General features: G+C 70.9%; 12 protein-coding genes. 2 read left to right on the top strand and 10 right to left on the bottom strand.

The window, feature by feature from the left end; all coding sequences use genetic code 11:
* The first annotated feature begins 282 nt into the window (after positions 1-282).
* Positions 283-1,152, top strand: coding sequence for an esterase/lipase family protein (locus tag ACIQ7D_RS21150; RefSeq protein WP_403939663.1), 870 nt, complete (start codon positions 283-285; stop codon positions 1,150-1,152).
* Between the two features lie 44 nt (positions 1,153-1,196).
* On the opposite strand, the gene ACIQ7D_RS21145 is transcribed toward ACIQ7D_RS21150, so the two are convergent.
* Positions 1,197-2,255 carry a lytic polysaccharide monooxygenase gene (locus ACIQ7D_RS21145; RefSeq protein WP_403939661.1) on the bottom strand — a complete coding sequence of 353 codons (1,059 nt, stop codon included), beginning with the start codon at positions 2,253-2,255 and terminating at the stop codon, positions 1,197-1,199.
* A gap of 407 nt (positions 2,256-2,662) precedes the next feature.
* On the opposite strand from ACIQ7D_RS21145, the gene ACIQ7D_RS21140 reads away from it, so the two are divergent.
* A complete protein-coding gene (locus ACIQ7D_RS21140) occupies positions 2,663-3,487 on the top strand; it encodes a putative protein N(5)-glutamine methyltransferase (RefSeq protein ID WP_403939658.1) in 825 nt (274 codons plus the stop codon).
* A gap of 63 nt (positions 3,488-3,550) precedes the next feature.
* On the opposite strand, the gene ACIQ7D_RS21135 is transcribed toward ACIQ7D_RS21140, so the two are convergent.
* The 9 genes from ACIQ7D_RS21135 to ACIQ7D_RS21095 form a co-directional block, all read right to left on the bottom strand.
* A complete protein-coding gene (locus tag ACIQ7D_RS21135; protein ID WP_403939656.1) occupies positions 3,551-4,894 on the bottom strand; it encodes a polysaccharide lyase family 1 protein in 1,344 nt (447 codons plus the stop codon).
* Between the two features lie 68 nt (positions 4,895-4,962).
* Positions 4,963-5,808, bottom strand: a complete 846-nt coding sequence (locus tag ACIQ7D_RS21130) for a rhamnogalacturonan acetylesterase (RefSeq protein ID WP_403939654.1) — start codon at positions 5,806-5,808, stop codon at positions 4,963-4,965.
* Between the two features lie 127 nt (positions 5,809-5,935).
* The gene (locus tag ACIQ7D_RS21125) at positions 5,936-7,273 is read right to left on the bottom strand and encodes an ABC transporter substrate-binding protein (protein WP_403939652.1); all 1,338 of its coding nucleotides are present in this window, start codon (positions 7,271-7,273) and stop codon (positions 5,936-5,938) included.
* Between the two features lie 47 nt (positions 7,274-7,320).
* Positions 7,321-9,333: a pectinesterase family protein gene (locus ACIQ7D_RS21120; protein ID WP_403939650.1), complete on the bottom strand. Its 2,013-nt coding sequence runs from the start codon at positions 9,331-9,333 to the stop codon at positions 7,321-7,323.
* A 168-nt stretch (positions 9,334-9,501) separates the two neighbouring features.
* Positions 9,502-11,067: a family 43 glycosylhydrolase gene (locus ACIQ7D_RS21115; RefSeq protein ID WP_403939648.1), complete on the bottom strand. Its 1,566-nt coding sequence runs from the start codon at positions 11,065-11,067 to the stop codon at positions 9,502-9,504.
* Entirely contained in the window at positions 11,064-11,939 is an 876-nt protein-coding gene (locus ACIQ7D_RS21110; protein WP_403939646.1) for a PmoA family protein, read from the bottom strand. The genes ACIQ7D_RS21115 and ACIQ7D_RS21110 overlap by 4 nt, the downstream gene beginning before the upstream one ends.
* On the bottom strand, positions 11,936-13,204 hold the full coding sequence (locus tag ACIQ7D_RS21105) for a Gfo/Idh/MocA family protein (protein WP_403939644.1): 1,269 nt from the start codon (positions 13,202-13,204) through the stop codon (positions 11,936-11,938). Before ACIQ7D_RS21105 ends, ACIQ7D_RS21110 begins: the two co-directional genes overlap by 4 nt.
* On the bottom strand, positions 13,201-14,106 hold the full coding sequence (locus ACIQ7D_RS21100) for a carbohydrate ABC transporter permease (protein WP_403939642.1): 906 nt from the start codon (positions 14,104-14,106) through the stop codon (positions 13,201-13,203). The genes ACIQ7D_RS21105 and ACIQ7D_RS21100 overlap by 4 nt, the downstream gene beginning before the upstream one ends.
* A complete protein-coding gene (locus ACIQ7D_RS21095; protein WP_403939640.1) occupies positions 14,103-15,056 on the bottom strand; it encodes a carbohydrate ABC transporter permease in 954 nt (317 codons plus the stop codon). Before ACIQ7D_RS21095 ends, ACIQ7D_RS21100 begins: the two co-directional genes overlap by 4 nt.
* Between the last annotated feature and the right edge of the window lie 90 nt (positions 15,057-15,146).

The raw sequence follows: 15,146 nt of genomic DNA, 5'->3' as shown, positions 1-15,146 counted from the left end.
GCGCGCGCAGGCGGGAGGGGGCTGAATGGCCGAGGCCGGGCGTGCGGCCGGGGCGGTGGGCCGGGCAGGAGAGGCGGGCGGCGCACCCCGGCGGGGGAGCCGTAACGCACCCCGGCGCACCACGGCGGGTGGGGCCGTGGTGCGCCGTCATCTTTTACCGACGCGTAACTTCCTTCTTGACCCTACTCCTGCGTAACTTGACGGTAGTTCACCCCTCAGTGTGGTCCGGACCACAGGGCTGACAGTCATCGCCATTCCCTTGAGCCGCAAGGAGATCGCCCGATGCTGCCCTGGAAACGCGTCTTCGGACCAGTGGCCACCCTGCTGCTGGCCGTGACCGTCACGGTCACCCCCGCCGTGGCCGCCACCCCCACCGCCGTACCCGCCGCCACCAGCAGTGGCTGGAACGACTTCTCGTGCAAGCCCTCCGCCGCCCACCCCCGCCCCGTAGTGCTCGTCCACGGCACCCTCGCGAACTCCGTCGACAACTGGCTCGGACTCGCCCCGTACCTGGTGAACCGCGGATACTGCGTCTTCTCCCTCGACTACGGCCAACTCCCCGGCGTCCCCCTGCTCCACGGGCTGGGCCCCATAGACGCCTCGGCCGCACAGCTCGCCACGTACGTCGACCGGGTGCTCGCGGCCACCGGCGCACCGAAGGCCGATCTCGTCGGCCACTCCCAGGGCGGCATGATGCCGCGCTACTACCTGAAGTTCCTGGGCGGCGCGGCGAAGGTGAACGCCCTCGTCGGGATCGCGCCCTCCAACCGGGGCACCACCCTGCTCGGGCTGACCAAGCTGCTGGAGTACGTCCCGGGGGCGAAGGACCTGCTGATCGAGAAGACGCCCGCGCTCGCCGACCAGATCGTCGGATCGCCGCTCCTCACCAAGCTCAACGAGGGCGGCGACACGGTGCCGGGCGTCCACTACACCGTCATCTCCACACGGTACGACGAGATCGTCACGCCGTACCGGTCACAGTTCCTGACCGGTCCCGGCGTGCGCAACGTGCTGATCCAGGACCTGTGCGCGGTCGACGTGTCCGAGCACGCGACGCTCGGACTGGTCGACCGGATCGCCTTCCACGAGGTGGCCAACGCGCTGGACCCGGCCCGCGCGACGCCGACCACCTGTGCCTCCGTGCTCGGCTGACCCGGCCTCGCCACAGCCGTACGTCCTGGTACGGGGCGGGCGGCTCAGCGGCCGTGGCGTCCCGTCGTGGCCGCCCGGCGCCGCACCGTGGCGAACATCACCGCGGCGCCGAGGGCGAGTGTCGCCGCTCCGCCCACCGCGAGATACGGGGTGGCGGTGGAGCCGCCGGTCTCGGCGAGGTTCTCCTGGCCGCCCGCGGGCTGTTCGACCGGCTGCGCGGCCGGGGCGCCGGCGGCCTTCACCTCGGGAGCGCCGTCGGTGTCGTCGGCCCCCTTCGCCCCGTCGGCCTCGGTGGCCGGGGCCGGGGCCTGCGAGGCGGGCGCCTCCTCGGGGGCGGCGGTGTGACCGGCGTCCCCGCCATGGCCGTTGTGGTCGACGGAGGACTTGTCCGTCCCCTCCTCGATCGTCGCGTCCGTGGGCGCGGAAGCGGTCGGGGCGGCGGTGGGGGCGGCACCTGCCGCGCCGCCGCCCTGGCCGAAGACCACGTCGGAGCAGGTGTAGAACGCCTCGGGGCTGTCCGAGCGCTGCCAGATGGAGTAGAGCAGATGGTGGCCCGAGCGGTTCGGCACGACGCCGTCGAAGACATAGGCGCCGTCCTCCAGCTTCGGGTCGGTGACCGTCAGAAAGGGCTTCTCCTCCAGGTCCGACCACTTCAGCGGCTGCGTGGGGTCGTAACCGTCCTTGGTGAGGTACAGCTCGAAGGAGCCCTTGTGCGGCGCGGTGGCCTTGTAACGGAAGGTGCGGTTGCCCGCGTTCATCGGCGACGACGGCCAGTCGGCGCGCGCCAGATCGAGCCCCTTGTACTTGTCACGGCCCGCGCCGCACAGCGCGCCGTCCGGGATGATCTGCCGGTGGTTCCCGGCGGCGTTCGGGATGTTGACCTCGTTCCAGTCGTAGAACGCCTGCGTCCCACTGGCCGCGACGGCCGCCTTGCACGCCTCGGAGCGCGGGCTCTCGGGCCCCTCGGCGAAGCACGCGGCGACCCGGCTGACCGGGTCCGTCATCGAACCGTGGGCGGCCGCGGGCGCGGCGGTGAGACCGGCCAGCGCGAGCGGGGCGAGGCCGAGGACGACGATCCCGGTGGCCGTGCGTCGAGCGGTCATTGAATGGAGCTCCTTCGGCAGGGGACGAGCTGAGACCGCCGGAGCGGCAGGCGGCCTCCCCGCCCCCGTGCCGCTCCAGCGCTCAGCAAACTAGCCGCTCGAAACCCCGGAATCGCCGGTGAGAGGGGCGCGGAGCCCATCCTTATGCCGCACTTAAGGTGCGGCTAAGAGGGGCCTGAGAGAAGGGCCCGGGACAGGGGCCGGAAAGGGCTGTCGCGCACCCCCGCGCGGCCGGGGGCCGCCTCGGGTAGGGTGACCGACGCACACAGTGACGTACCCACCGGCCACCGAAGGAGGCGAGACCCATCACCGCTGTACCAGGTCGGGCGCTCCGCTCCCACGGCTGTGCGGTCCATCAGGCATAGGTGACCGCCGGGAGTGCCCATCGGCATCCCGAAAGGCTCCGCGTGTCCTCTGTTCACTCTTCTCCCACCTCCGCTTCCGCCTGCTCGCCCGTCCCGCCGGCCGATCCGCCGCCCGAGGTCGTCGCCAGGCTGCGGGCCGCCGGCTGTGTCTTCGCCGAGGACGAGGCGCGGCTGCTCGTCGCCACCGCGCGCACGCCGGACGACCTCGCCGCCATGGTCGGCCGCCGTGTCGCCGGGCTGCCCCTGGAACACGTCCTCGGCTGGGCGGAGTTCCACGGGCTGCGGGTCGCCGTCGACCCCGGGGTCTTCGTGCCCCGCCGCCGTACGGAGTTCCTGGTCGACCGGGCCGCCGCGCTCGCCCCGCCCGGCGCGGTCGTCGTCGACCTGTGCTGCGGCTCGGGTGCGCTCGGCGCGGCGCTGGCCGCCGAACTCGACGGGGCCGAGCTGTACGCCGCCGACATCGACCCCGCCGCCGTACGGTGCGCCCGGCGCAACGTGCCCGCCGGGGCCCGGGTGTACGAGGGCGATCTCTACGCGCCGCTGCCCGCCGCGCTGCGCGGCCGGGTCGACATCCTCCTCGCCAATGTGCCGTACGTCCCCACCGAGGAGGTCGGGCTGCTGCCCCCCGAGGCCCGGATCCACGAGGCGCGGGTGGCGCTCGACGGCGGGGAGGACGGGCTCGACGTGCTGCGCCGGGTCACGGCGGGGGCGCCCGGCTGGCTGGCCGCCGGCGGCTCCCTGCTCGTCGAGACGAGCGAGCGCCAGGCGGCGGGCGCCGCCAGGACGTTCGCCGGGAGCGGGCTGGTCCCGCGCGTGGCCACCTCGCGGGAGCTGTACGCCACGGTGGTCATCGGGACCCGGCCGTAGCAACCCCGCCCGCCTGCCGCGGCGGTACGGGCGCGCCGTACCGCCGCGGCAGGGGGGATCCGCTCAGCCCAGCTTTCCTGCGCCCGCCCCGGAGTCCACCACACGCGGCACCGCGCGCGGGGAGTCGACTGCGGTCCGCAGGGTGGGCGTCCAGCCCGCGTCGGGGCGCAGGGTCTCCTCGGGGATCCCCGCGTTGTGGACGGCGAGGAGATCGACCGGCCGTCCGTTGACGTAGTTGTCGGTGGTGGTGACCGGCGCCTCGCTCCACTTCTTCAGGACCTTCGCCGGGTTCACCCCCGCCGCCAGCGTGAACGCGTTCTTCTCCGCGACCAGTTGGGACTCGAAACCGATCCCGAAGGAGTAGCCGTAGTCCGCCGGCTTCTGGGCGACGTAGTGGTTGTTGTACGTGTCCACCTGGCCGAATCGGACCCGGGGCGCCCGCTCGACCACATTCCTGAACTGGTTGTGGTGCAGGGTGACCTTGAGCTTGCCCCGGTCGGTGGCCGCCGCGCCGTCACTGTTGCCGATCAGCATGGTCTTGTCGTGGTCGGCGAAGACGTTCCACGAGACGGTGACCATGTCGGCGCCCCGGACGATGTCCAGCTCACCGTCGTGCTGCTGGTACAACCGGCCGAAGTAGCGGGGCTGTTCACTGTCCGGGTGGCGGCCGTCGGTGAAGGTGTTGTGGTCCACCCAGACATGCGTGGTGCCGTACACCACCATGTTGTCGTACTCGGAGTTCCACTCACCGACGTCGCCGTCGGTCGGGTCCCACTGCGGGAAGCAGTCGTAGGTGTCCTCGAAGGTCACATTGCGGACGATGACGTTGTCGACGTTCCTGATCTGGAGACTGCCGCCGAGGATCCGGGCGTCCCCGCCGACACCGATCACGGTCGTGTTGGCCGGGACGTACGCCATGATCTGCGCGGACTGCCGCTTGGCGGACGCGGCCCGCAGATCCTCCTGCTCGCCGCTCACCGGGTTCTCGTACCCCCAGACCGCCGGATCGTAGTCGGCGAGGTACTGGTCGAAGGAGTAGCCGGGGGCCGCGTAATCCGCGCAGGTACGGGCGTTGCCCTGCTCGTCCGAGAGCGCGTCGAGGGTGCCCTTGACCCGGATGATCGACGGGGCGTCGGCGGCCTGCGCCAGCGCCGCTCTGAACTGGGCCCAGGTGGTGACGGTGTAGACATGCTCGGCGACGGCGGCCCGGCCGCCGGTGGTGCCGGAGCCGGTGGAGGCCCAGCCGTCGCCCGGGGCGAGGGCCGCGCGCTCGGCGGAGCGGCCCGCCGGGCCACCCGCCGTACCCGTACCGGCCTGCGCCGGGGCGGCGAGGGTGGCCAGGGCCAGGGTCGTACCGCACACCACGGCGGTGGCGGCGAGCCGTGCATGACGTCCAAAGGTGCGCATCACTGCTTCTCCTCGGTCGGGGCCATGTCAAATCGGATGAAGGGTGAAGGGGGGTGGAGCGGGGGATGTCAGTCGTCGAGCCAGGTGAGCCAGGACTCGGGGATCTCCGTACCGAGACGGCGCACCTCACGGGATACGAGCAACCGCTCGTCCCGCAGCGCGCGGGCCACCAGACGGGCCACCGCGACGGCGCCGCGCGGCCGGAAGTGGGTGTTGTCCGAGACCCCGTCGGGGTAGTTCGGGGACTCGCCCGGGGCGAGCCAGTTGAAGTACGTCTTCGACTCCGCCACGCCCAGTCGCTGCCACAGCGTCAGCGTCGCGGCCTGGAGGTCCAGCAGCGGCACCCGCTCAGCCGCCGCCAGCGCGCGCATCGCCGCCGGGTAATCACCGTGCGTGGGTACGGAGTTGCCCGCCGCGTCGAATCTGCGGCGCTCCACCGAGGTGAGCAGCACGGGCCGCGCCCCGGCTTCCCGTGCGCCGGCCACATAGCGCCGCAGGTAGTCCTGGTAGGTGGACCAGGGCTCGGTGTAGCGCGTGGGGTCGGTGTCCTTCTCGTCATTGTGCCCGAACTGGACGAGGAGCAGATCGCCGGGGCGCAGGGCGCCGAGGATCGGGGTCAGCCGCCCCTCGTCCAGGAAGCTCTTCGAACTGCGGCCGTTCACCGCGTGGTTGGCGACCGTGAGGTGCTTTCCGAGGAAGAACGGGAGGGCCGTGCCCCAGCCGGTCTCGGGGGCGGCGCCGAGGTATTTGTCCGCGGCCGTGGAGTCGCCCGCGATGTAGAGGGTCCGGGCGCGGGTCGGATGCGAGGCGTGGGACGCCCCGGCCGGCGACGGCGTCGCGGTGGCGGTGTGGGGGAGAGCAGCCAGAGGGAGGGCGGAGAGAGCCGCCGCGGCCTGTCTCCGGGAGATCGGCATGACGGTGTGCCTCGCTTTCCTGTTCGTGCAGAGGAGTCCGTGCAGAAGAGGGGGAGGCGGCCGGCGGCGGGGCGCATGGGCGAACGCGCCCCACCGCCGGACCGGTTGTCAGCTCATCGGCCGTGGTTCAGCTCTTGCCCTGCTCTTTCCACTCCGCCTGGGCGTCGTTCAGCTCCTTGGCGATCTTGTCGGCGAACTCCTTCGCGGACATGTCGCCGAGCAGCACCTTCTGGAAGTTCGGCTCGTTGCCGCTCTTGCTGATGGTGTTCCAGTCGGGGAGGTAGTACGGCAGGTTGACAAGCTTGGTCGAACCGTCGCTGAGCGCCTTCATCGCGGTCGCCGTCGGCGCGGCGTCCTTGATCCAGGCGTCGTTGGCCGCGTCGGTGTTGGCCGGGATGGAGCCCGCCGACGCGTTCCACGCGCTGTTGGACTTGTGGGACGCGGCGAACTCGATGAACTTCCAGGCCGCCGCCTTGTTCTTGCTGCTCTTGAAGAGCCCGAGGCCGTCCACCGGGTTGGAGACCTGGACGCGCGTGCCGTCCGCCTGCGCCGGGTAGGGCAGCCCCTTGAACTTCTCGTTGCCGAGCGCCTTCACATGGTCCTGGTACGAGGCCAGGTTGTGGGTCAGCATCCCGATCGAGCCGTTGTCCCACTGCGCGACCATCTTGATGAAGTCGTTGTTGACGTCGGCCGACGGTGTCACCTTCTTGTACAGGGCGACGTACTTCTCCAGAGCGGCCACGTTCTTCGGGTCGTTGACCGTGGTCTTGTCACCGTCCCAGAAGGACGTGATGCCGGACTGCCCGTACATCGCGTCCATCGCCGGCGCGATGGACCCCGCGCCGCCCCGGATCGTGTAACCGAACTGGTTCTTCCCGGCGTTGGTCAGCTTCTCCGCCGCCTCGTAGAACGTCGCCCAGGTGGTCGGGGGTTCGAGACCGGCGGCCGAGAACAGGTCCGTGCGGTACCAGAGGGTGCCGTTGTTGGTGGACGTCGGTACGGAGTACATGCCGTCCCGGCCGCCCGCCGCCTTGACGCTGTCCACCATGGCCGGGACGAGCTTGCCCTTCAGCGCGCCGCCGTCGATGCGCTGGTCGACCGGGTCCAGGACATCGCGGACCACCAGGTTGGAGAGATACGCCGTACCCACGCCGCCGACGTCCGGCAGCCCGCCGCCGTCGATCGCCGTGTCGTACTTCGCCTGGACCTGGTCGATCGGGATCCCGACGTACTTGATCTTGATGTCCGGGTTCTGCGACTCGAAGTCCTTGATGATCTGCGCCCAGATGTCCCTGCGCTCACCGGTGTTGTTGTCCCAGAGGGTGATCTCACCCTTGCCCGAGCCCTCGTCGCCACTGCCGCTGCCGTCGTCGCCGCACGCCGTCGCCGTCAGGGCGAGTACGGCGGTCAGGGCCACGGCGGCGGAGGTCCTTCCTCTGCCGCCGGATGCCATGGGGTTCCTCATGTCAGGCTCTTTTCTCTCGTCGTTGAGTGGAGGGTGGAGGGTGGAGTTCAGTGCCGCGTCGGCAGCGGGGTGCGGTGCGGCGCCCAGCCGTCCTGCCCCGCGAGATAGTCGGCGACCTGGTGGTGGGCCGCGTCGGCGTCGGTCATCTGCGGACGGTCCGGTGTGACGGCCGCCCCGGGACCGTAGGTGCGGTACTCGGTGAAGCGGGCGTCCTGCCACGGGAAGCCGCTCATGTCCGTCCACGGCGAGGACTTGATCGCCGCGGGCAGTTCGGTGTCCCTGATCAGCACCTGCGCGATCGCGTCCGGCTCGCCGCCCGGATGCCAGGGCCGGCCGAGGTGGAAGGACTGGGCGGGGGCGTCGCTGACGATCCGGCTGCCGGTGATGAGGAAGCCGTACGGATTGCCCTTCCACGTCGAAGCGGCCGTCACATAGCCGTTGTTGGTGGCGGAGCCCCGGCTGAGCGCCCGGATCAGGGAACGTTCGATGACGGTGGTGGCCCGCCCGTAGATGAAGTCGACATCGCCCTCGATGTAGCTGTCACGGAGGTAGACCCTGCTGATCCGCGTCAGTTGGGGGCTGTCCGTCATCAGGGTGTCCTGGTTGCCCTTGAAGGCGGTGTCCTGGAAGACGATCCGGTCGCCGGTCGTCTTCATCGCCAGCGCCTGCTCGCTGTTCAGCTCGTGGGCCGCCTCGTCGAAGTCGTTGACGAAGGTCAGATTGCGGGCGGTGACGTCATCGGCGGCGATCAGCACCGTGGCGCTGCCGCTCGAACCGCCGTACTCGTTGGGCGTGTCGTGGACGATCACGGTCCTGGACCGGTCGCTCCCCGTGCCCCGGAAGTCCAGCAGGGGCTTGGTCGCGGGCACCCGGACCTGCTCCCGGTACGTACCGGGAGCGATCGCCACGGTGATCCGGCCGTCGTTGCCCGCCGGGACGGCGTCCACGGCCGACTGCACGGTCCGGTAAGCGGCCGGCACGTCGAGCACGGTGTTCGTGCCGAGGGACGCCTGGGGCCCCGCGTACTTCTTCACCAGCGCGGGCACGGCCGCCGCCGGGTCCAGCCGGTACGGGTAGAAGTCGCGCGGCCGGAAGGCGGTGCCCCACGCGTCCCGGCGGCCCGTCGTGTTGCGGAGGATCGAGCCGCGCTGCACCAACTCGGCGGTGGTGTCGGCCTGGTAGGGGTGCTGGACGTCCTGGTAGAAGCTGTTCTCGATCACCATCTTCGTCCGGCCGCGCGCCCAGTTGCCGTAACTCCACACCGGATCGCCGTCGGCCACCTGCGCCGAGAGGTAGTTGTTGTAGAGGTGGGCGTAGGCGCAGTTGTCGACCGACGGGTTGCGCTGCTTCGTGGAGCTGAACCAGTTGTGGTCGATGGTGATCTGGGTCTTCGCGTTCTCGGTCCAGCCGATCCCGAACGCCTTGTTGTGGTTGTCGAAGCGGTTGTACGAGACGGTGATGTACTCGCTGTCCTTGCGGATGTCGAGCAGCCCGTCTCCCATGCGGGTGAACCGGTTGTGGTCGATCCAGACATGGTGGACGGAGTCCATCTGGATGCCGTCGAAGTCCTGGGTCTTGCCGTCCCAGTCGCCCTCGACGTACGAGTCCCTGATGGTGAGGTTCCGGATGATCACGTTGTGGGTGCCGGGCCGCAGATGCAGCTCGCCGTGGACGATCTCGCCGGCCGTCCCGACCCCGATGATCGTCTTGTCGGAGGCCACGACGATGTCCGAGCCGAACGGCGCGACCTCGATCGCCCCGGCGACCCGGATGACATACGGCTCGGCCGCGCCGGCGTAGCGGGCCAGGTCGGCCTGGGTCCGCACGGTGACGACCTGGCCGCCCCGGCCGCCCGTGGTGGAGCCCGCGAGGGAGGCGAAGCCGTGCGGCTCGTCGGAGGTCCGGTCCGGGACCGGACCGGAGGTGCCGGGGGAGGGGGCGCCGGAGACGGCGGCGGGCACCGCGACCGCCGGGGCCGTGGCGACCCCCGCGAACAGGGTGAGCAGGGCGGACGCGAAGGCGGCTGCCCCGATGCGAAAGCGCTTGCGGCGGTGCGTCATGTGCGGCTCTCTCCTCACGGGCGTGCGTCGGAAGGCGGATCGGATGCCGATCAGACGGATCGGATGGATCAGGTGGATCGGATGGATCAGACGGATCGGATGGATCAGGTGGATCGGATGGATCAGGTGGATCAGGTGGAGCGGAATGCGGTGCGTGAGACCTGGAGATCAGCCGGTGGTACGGAACGCGGAGAAGGCGGCTGTCCCGGCCGGTCCCACTCCGTCCGCCGGCGCCGTGGCGAACAGTCCCAGCAGCGCGCCCACCCAGCGCCAGGGCGTGGCCGCGAAGACCTGCCCCGAGGGGCGCAGGCCGTCCCCCGTGTCCGCGGCGAACCGGCAGCGCGCGCCGGGGCCGACCTCGATCCGCAGTGTGGCGCGCGCCCCGGGCGCCGGACGCGGGGCGGCGGCGTCCCGTTCACGCGGTGCGCCCGTCTCGGCGAAGCGGTGCACCAGGGCCACCGAGCCGTCCGTACCGCGTTCGAGGCCGATCCAGGAGAAGGCGTCACCGAGCACGGCGAGCCCCGCCTTCGCCCCGGATCCCGGCCCGGTGGTGTCCTCCGTACCCTCCAGGGAGAGCGCGACGGTCACGGTGAACGTCTCGGCGGGCAGCCGCTGCACCAGCACGCTGGGAAGCAGGCGCAGATCGTGCGCGTCCGCCGTCCGCAGACAGGCCAGCCGCAGCCCGTCACCGAGGTGCGGGAGCGTCCAGCCGGAGTGCGGATTCGCGGTCCACTGCCACTGCGGCCCGAAGCGACCACCGGGGAAGTCGTCGTCGGAGGCGGGAGCCCGTACCACCGGCGGGGTCGCACGGGCGGGGACGGCGGGCTTCGGGTGGACGGGGACGGGCTCACCGCAGGCCCCGACGACCGGCCAGCCGTCGTCGCCCCAGCGCAGCGGCTGGAGATGGACGACCCGTCCGTACGCACCGCGCTCCTGGAAGTGCAGGAACCAGTCGCCGTCGCCCGTGGCGCCCGTCACCCAGGCGCCCTGGTGCGGCCCGTTGATCTCCGTGCGCCCCTGGGCGAGGACGACCCGCTCCTCGTACGGTCCGAAGAACTCCCGTGCCCGGAAGGCCCCTTGCCATCCGGTGGTGACACTCCCGGCGGGCGCCAGGATCCAGAACCAGCCGTCGCGCTGGTAGAGCTTGGGCCCCTCCAGGGTGAACCAGCCCGGCAGCAGGTCCCCGTCCACCACCGTCCTGCCCTCGTCGAGCAGTTCCCGCCCGTCCGGGCTCATCCGGTGTCCGGTCAGCCGGTTCTTCACCCCCGACCGGGACTTGGCCCAGGCGTGCACGAGATACGCCTCGCCGGTCTCCTCGTCCCACAGCGGGCAGGCGTCGATCAGGCCCTTGCCCGCCTTGAGCAGGTACGGGGTGCTCCAAGGCCCGCTGATGTCAGGTGCGTTGATCTGGAAGACACCGTGGTCCGGGTCGCCCCAGAAGATCCAGAACCGGCCGTCGTGGTGCCGGAGCGCGGGCGCCCACACCCCGCAGTCGTGCCGGGGCGCGGAGAACGCCTCGGCCGGTTCCAGCCGCTCCAGCGCATGCCCCACCAAGGACCAGTTGACGAGATCGCGGGAGTGCAGCAGCGGCAGTCCCGGCACCCGGCCGAAGCTGGACGCGGTGAGGTAGTAGTCGTCCCCGACCCGGATCGCGTCCGGGTCGGACCAGTCGGAGGCCAGCACCGGGTTGCGGTACGTCCCGTCGCCGAGGTCGGCGGTCCACGGCCGGCTCATGCCGCCACCGCCTTACGGGCCAGGGCCGCCGCGTCCTGGTGGCCGAGCCGGCCGTCCGCGACGACCGTGACGATCCGCCGCGACAGGCTGCCGCCCGCGGCCAGCGGCAGCCGCCGGCCCCAGGCCAGCGAGGAACCCACCCCGGGGTACTGGCCGGTGCGGACGAACCAGGGGTCCTGCCGGGTCTCCTCGTTGGCCCCGGCGAAGACCAGCGTCCAGTCCCGTCCCGCGAGCGCCAGCCACTCCGCGGTGGTCCCGTGCACCGCCGCCTCCCCGGTCGCGTCCCGGGTGAACACCTCCGGCTCCGGGGCGGCGGCGTCCTCCTTCGGGGCCCGCCAGAAGAAGCCGCCGTACCCCGCCCCAGGCCGCCCGTTGGTGGCCGGGCTGCCGAACGAGAGGTCCCCGCCGGACACATTGGTCAGCGCCGAGGTGAAGTCGAGCGCCCAGGCGTCGGCGGAGAGCGCCAGCACACTGATCGTGCGCCGCTCCTTGAGGAGTTCGCGCCCCTCCCGCGTCCAGGACAGCTCCTGCACACAGCCGTCCGGGTCGCGCAGCAGCCAGCCGGTGTGTTCCTGCGCGCCGTGGTTGTCGAGCGCCACCGGTCCCTGGTCGCGTACGTAGGTCCGCCCGCCCCAGAAGTTGACACCGGACACGTCCGGTACGGCCATCGACACCCCGAGGTGATGTGCGTGGTCCGCGGGGCGCAGCTCGGTGACGGTGACACCGCCGAGGGTCCGTACGGGATGCAGATACGGGCGCGGCGCGAGCGTCGCCGGCAGCGCGGCGGGACGGTGGTGGTAGCCGGCCACCGGGCGGGCGTCGCACCGCAGTGTGGTGACCGCCGGGGCCCGGGAGACCTGTGGTTCGCTCATCGGGGGTGCACCTCCGTCGACGGCGCGGCCCAGCCGGCGCCCAGTTCGGAAAAGGTGGAGAGGGTGTCCGCGCTCGCCGCGACCAGCGCGTCGATGCCCTTGACGACCCGGCGCGGCGCCTTCTCGCCCGGTACGACGGACCAGGCGTCGGCCGGCAGCGGTGTGGGCAGCGGGCCGGTCCTGATGGCCTCGACGATCCGCATGAAGGCGCCGGTGCGCTCCGCGGGTACGAGCAGTTCCGTACCGTCCCGCAGATGTGCGACCAGGTTCTCCAGCAGATCCGTACGGCCGTGCACGGTCCCGGCCCGGTCCGTGGCGGACCCACGCTCCGCGCCCGTACCGCCGTACCCGTCCGCGTCCCCGGCTGGGTCCCCGCTTCCGTCCCTGCCGCCCGTGCCGCCGCCGTCCGTGCGCTCCACCAGGACCCGGTCCTCCTTGTACCAGAAGGTGATCCGGCCCCGGCCGCCGTGCACCACGACGTACGGCTCCCCGGCCCGCTCCGCGCAGAGCGTGACGGCGACCGTGATCCGGGTGCCCCGGGCCGTCCGTACCCGCAGACAGCTCGTGTCGTCGGCCTCGATGTCGTTGGCCCGGAACTGCTCCAGCTCGATCTCGGCGATGTCCTCGGCCCGTTCGCTGCCGTCGAGGCGCAGCGCGGTCGCAACGGCGTGCGCCAGCGGGTTGGTGAGCACCCCGTCCACGACGTCCCGCCCGTTCAGGGAGCGACGCCCGGCCCACGGCACCCGGCGGTAGTACGCGTCGTCGCGCACCCATGCCCCGGCCGCGCCGATCCCGCGGACGGCACCGATCGCGCCGTCCGCGACAAGGCGACCGATGGCGTCGAGGGCGTGCGAGCCGAGCGACTGGAAACCGACCTGGCAGGCGGTGTCCCGCTCGGCCAGCCCGGCGAGCAGCCGCTCGTAATCCCCGTACGACGGTGTGGTCGGCTTCTCCAGCAGGGTGTGCACCCCGTGGTCGGCGGCGACGAGCGCGAGTTCGGTGTGCGTGTGGATCGGGGTGCACAGCACGGCGATCCGCGCGCCCGTCCGCTCCAGCAGCCCGGCGAAGTCGTCGGACTGCTCGGGGGCGCCGAAGCCGGCCAGCTCCTCCTCGCTCAGCGGCTTCAGCTCGCAGATACCCACGAGCCGTACCAGCCCGGCCTGTTCGAGCCGCCGGATGTTGACGAGGTGGGTACGGCCGTGGCCGCGCGCCCCGGCCAGGACGACGGGCAGCGGGCCCGGCAGCGGGGCAACGGGATGGCTCATCCCTTCACCGCCCCCGCGCTGAAGCCGCTGATCAGCCACTTCTGGATGAAGGCGAAGACGATGACGACCGGCACGGCGGAGATCACACCGCCCGCGGCCAGCGCACCGAAGTCCACACTGTCCGAGCCGATGAGGGTGGAGAGCCCGACCGGGATTGTCTGCTTGTCCTGTTCCATCAGGAACATCAGCGCGAAGAGGAAGTGGTTCCAACTGTGCACGAAGGCGAAGGAGCCCACGGCGATCAGCCCCGGCCGCAGCATCGGCAGCACGACGATCCGGAACGCCTGGAGCCGTGAGCAGCCGTCCACCCAGGCCGCCTCCTCCAGGGAGTACGGGACGTTCTTGATGAAGCCGCTGATCAGGATGATCGACAGCGGAAGCTGGAAGACCGTCTCCGCGATGACCACACTCACGGGCGAGTTGATGAGCTGGAGGTTCTTGAAGATCTGGAAGAGCGGCACCAGCATCAGCGCGCCCGGGATGAACTGCGAGCAGAGCAGCGCCAGCATGAAGCCCTGCTTGATACGGAAGTTGAACCGGGCCAGGGCGTAACCGCCGGCCAGCGCGACCCCCGTCGTACAGATCAGGGTGAAGACGCCGATCAGCGCGCTGTTCTGGAAGAAGACGGAGAAGCTGCGTTCGTTCCAGACCTTCTCGAAGTGGTCGAAGGTCATCGGCCACGGCACCAGCGAGGTGGACCCGGCGGGGCGCAGCGAGAACAGCACCATCCAGTAGAACGGTACGAGGGTGAAGAGGAGATAGAGGCCGAGTGGCAGATAGATCTGCCACCGGGGGACTTCGTCGAAGCGTCGCTCGCGGCGCCGGCGCCGCGTCGGCGGCCGCACCGGGCCGCCACCCGCGGACACGTCGCTCAGCCCTTTCTCGGCGAGGGCGGTGGTCACTTGTAATCGCCTCCGAACTTGCTCAGGCGCAGATAGAGAATCGAGCAGAAGAGGAGGATCGCGAAGGCGACGGTGGTCAGCGCGGTGGCATAGCCGAAGTCGTGTGCCTCGAACCCGGTGACCGCGACGTACAGCGGCAGTGTGGTGGTGACACCGGCGGGCCCGCCCTTGGTGAGGGTGAGCAGCAGGTCCACGTTGTTGAACTCCCACACCGCCCTGAGCAGGGTGGAGAGGATGATCGCGTCCCTGAGGTGGGGCAGTGTGATGTGGGTGAACTGCTGGAAACGGTTGGCGCCGTCGACCGACGCGGCCTCGTACAGATCACCCGGGATGGACTGGAGGTCGGCCAGGATGAGGATCGCGAAGAACGGTACGCCGCGCCAGAGTTCGGCGAGCACGGCCGCCCAGAAGACGGTGCCGGTGTCGGAGAGCACGGAGGAGCCGTACTCGCCGATGCCCGCGTCCGCGAGGTAACGCCCCACTCCCGTGGAGGGGTTGTAGAGCAGCAGCCAGATGGTGGTGGTCAGGACGCCCGAGACCGCCCATGGCGAGAAGACCAGGGCGCGGGCCGCGGCCCGGCCCAGGAACGTCTGGTTGACCAGCAGCGCCAGGATCAGACCGAAGGCGAGTTGGAGACTGACCTCGGTGACGACCCACTTGCCGCTGAAGATCAGGCTGTCCCAGAACAGCGGGTCGTCGGTGAAGATCCGCCGGAAGTTGTCGAGGCCCGCGAAACCGTTCCGCCACGGCTTGGTGGCGTTGTAGTTCTGGAGGCTGTAGTAGAAGACGCTGAGCATCGGATACGCGATGAAGCCCACCATCAGCAGTACGGCGGGGGCGATCAGCAGATAGGGGAGGCGGCGTGGTGTCGCTCCGGTACGGCGTCCCGGCTTACGGGGCCGGGGGGCCTGGGGCGGCGCCCCTGAGTCCTGCGCCACAGCAGAGGCCATGACTTGCTTCTCCGTTCGGTGGGTGAAGCGCTTCGCAGACCGGGTCTGCTTCGCAGACCGGGTCCGGCGGAGCGGGCCCGGCGGTGTGCG

Source organism: Streptomyces sp. NPDC096310 (genome assembly GCF_044763125.1).
Taxonomy (GTDB): domain Bacteria; phylum Actinomycetota; class Actinomycetes; order Streptomycetales; family Streptomycetaceae; genus Streptomyces.
This window is presented reverse-complemented; position numbering and strand designations above follow the sequence as displayed.

What these genes read in the sequence shown, in the direction of transcription:
- ACIQ7D_RS21150 (WP_403939663.1), top strand. Translation starts at nt 283, where the DNA reads ATGCTGCCCTGGAAACGCGTCTTCGGACCAGTGGCCACCCTGCTGCTG.
- ACIQ7D_RS21145 (WP_403939661.1), bottom strand. Translation starts at nt 2,255, where the DNA reads ATGACCGCTCGACGCACGGCCACCGGGATCGTCGTCCTCGGCCTCGCC.
- ACIQ7D_RS21135 (WP_403939656.1), bottom strand. Translation starts at nt 4,894, where the DNA reads ATGCGCACCTTTGGACGTCATGCACGGCTCGCCGCCACCGCCGTGGTG.
- ACIQ7D_RS21130 (WP_403939654.1), bottom strand. Translation starts at nt 5,808, where the DNA reads ATGCCGATCTCCCGGAGACAGGCCGCGGCGGCTCTCTCCGCCCTCCCT.
- ACIQ7D_RS21125 (WP_403939652.1), bottom strand. Translation starts at nt 7,273, where the DNA reads ATGAGGAACCCCATGGCATCCGGCGGCAGAGGAAGGACCTCCGCCGCC.
- ACIQ7D_RS21120 (WP_403939650.1), bottom strand. Translation starts at nt 9,333, where the DNA reads ATGACGCACCGCCGCAAGCGCTTTCGCATCGGGGCAGCCGCCTTCGCG.
- ACIQ7D_RS21115 (WP_403939648.1), bottom strand. Translation starts at nt 11,067, where the DNA reads ATGAGCCGGCCGTGGACCGCCGACCTCGGCGACGGGACGTACCGCAAC.
- ACIQ7D_RS21110 (WP_403939646.1), bottom strand. Translation starts at nt 11,939, where the DNA reads ATGAGCGAACCACAGGTCTCCCGGGCCCCGGCGGTCACCACACTGCGG.
- ACIQ7D_RS21105 (WP_403939644.1), bottom strand. Translation starts at nt 13,204, where the DNA reads ATGAGCCATCCCGTTGCCCCGCTGCCGGGCCCGCTGCCCGTCGTCCTG.
- ACIQ7D_RS21095 (WP_403939640.1), bottom strand. Translation starts at nt 15,056, where the DNA reads ATGGCCTCTGCTGTGGCGCAGGACTCAGGGGCGCCGCCCCAGGCCCCC.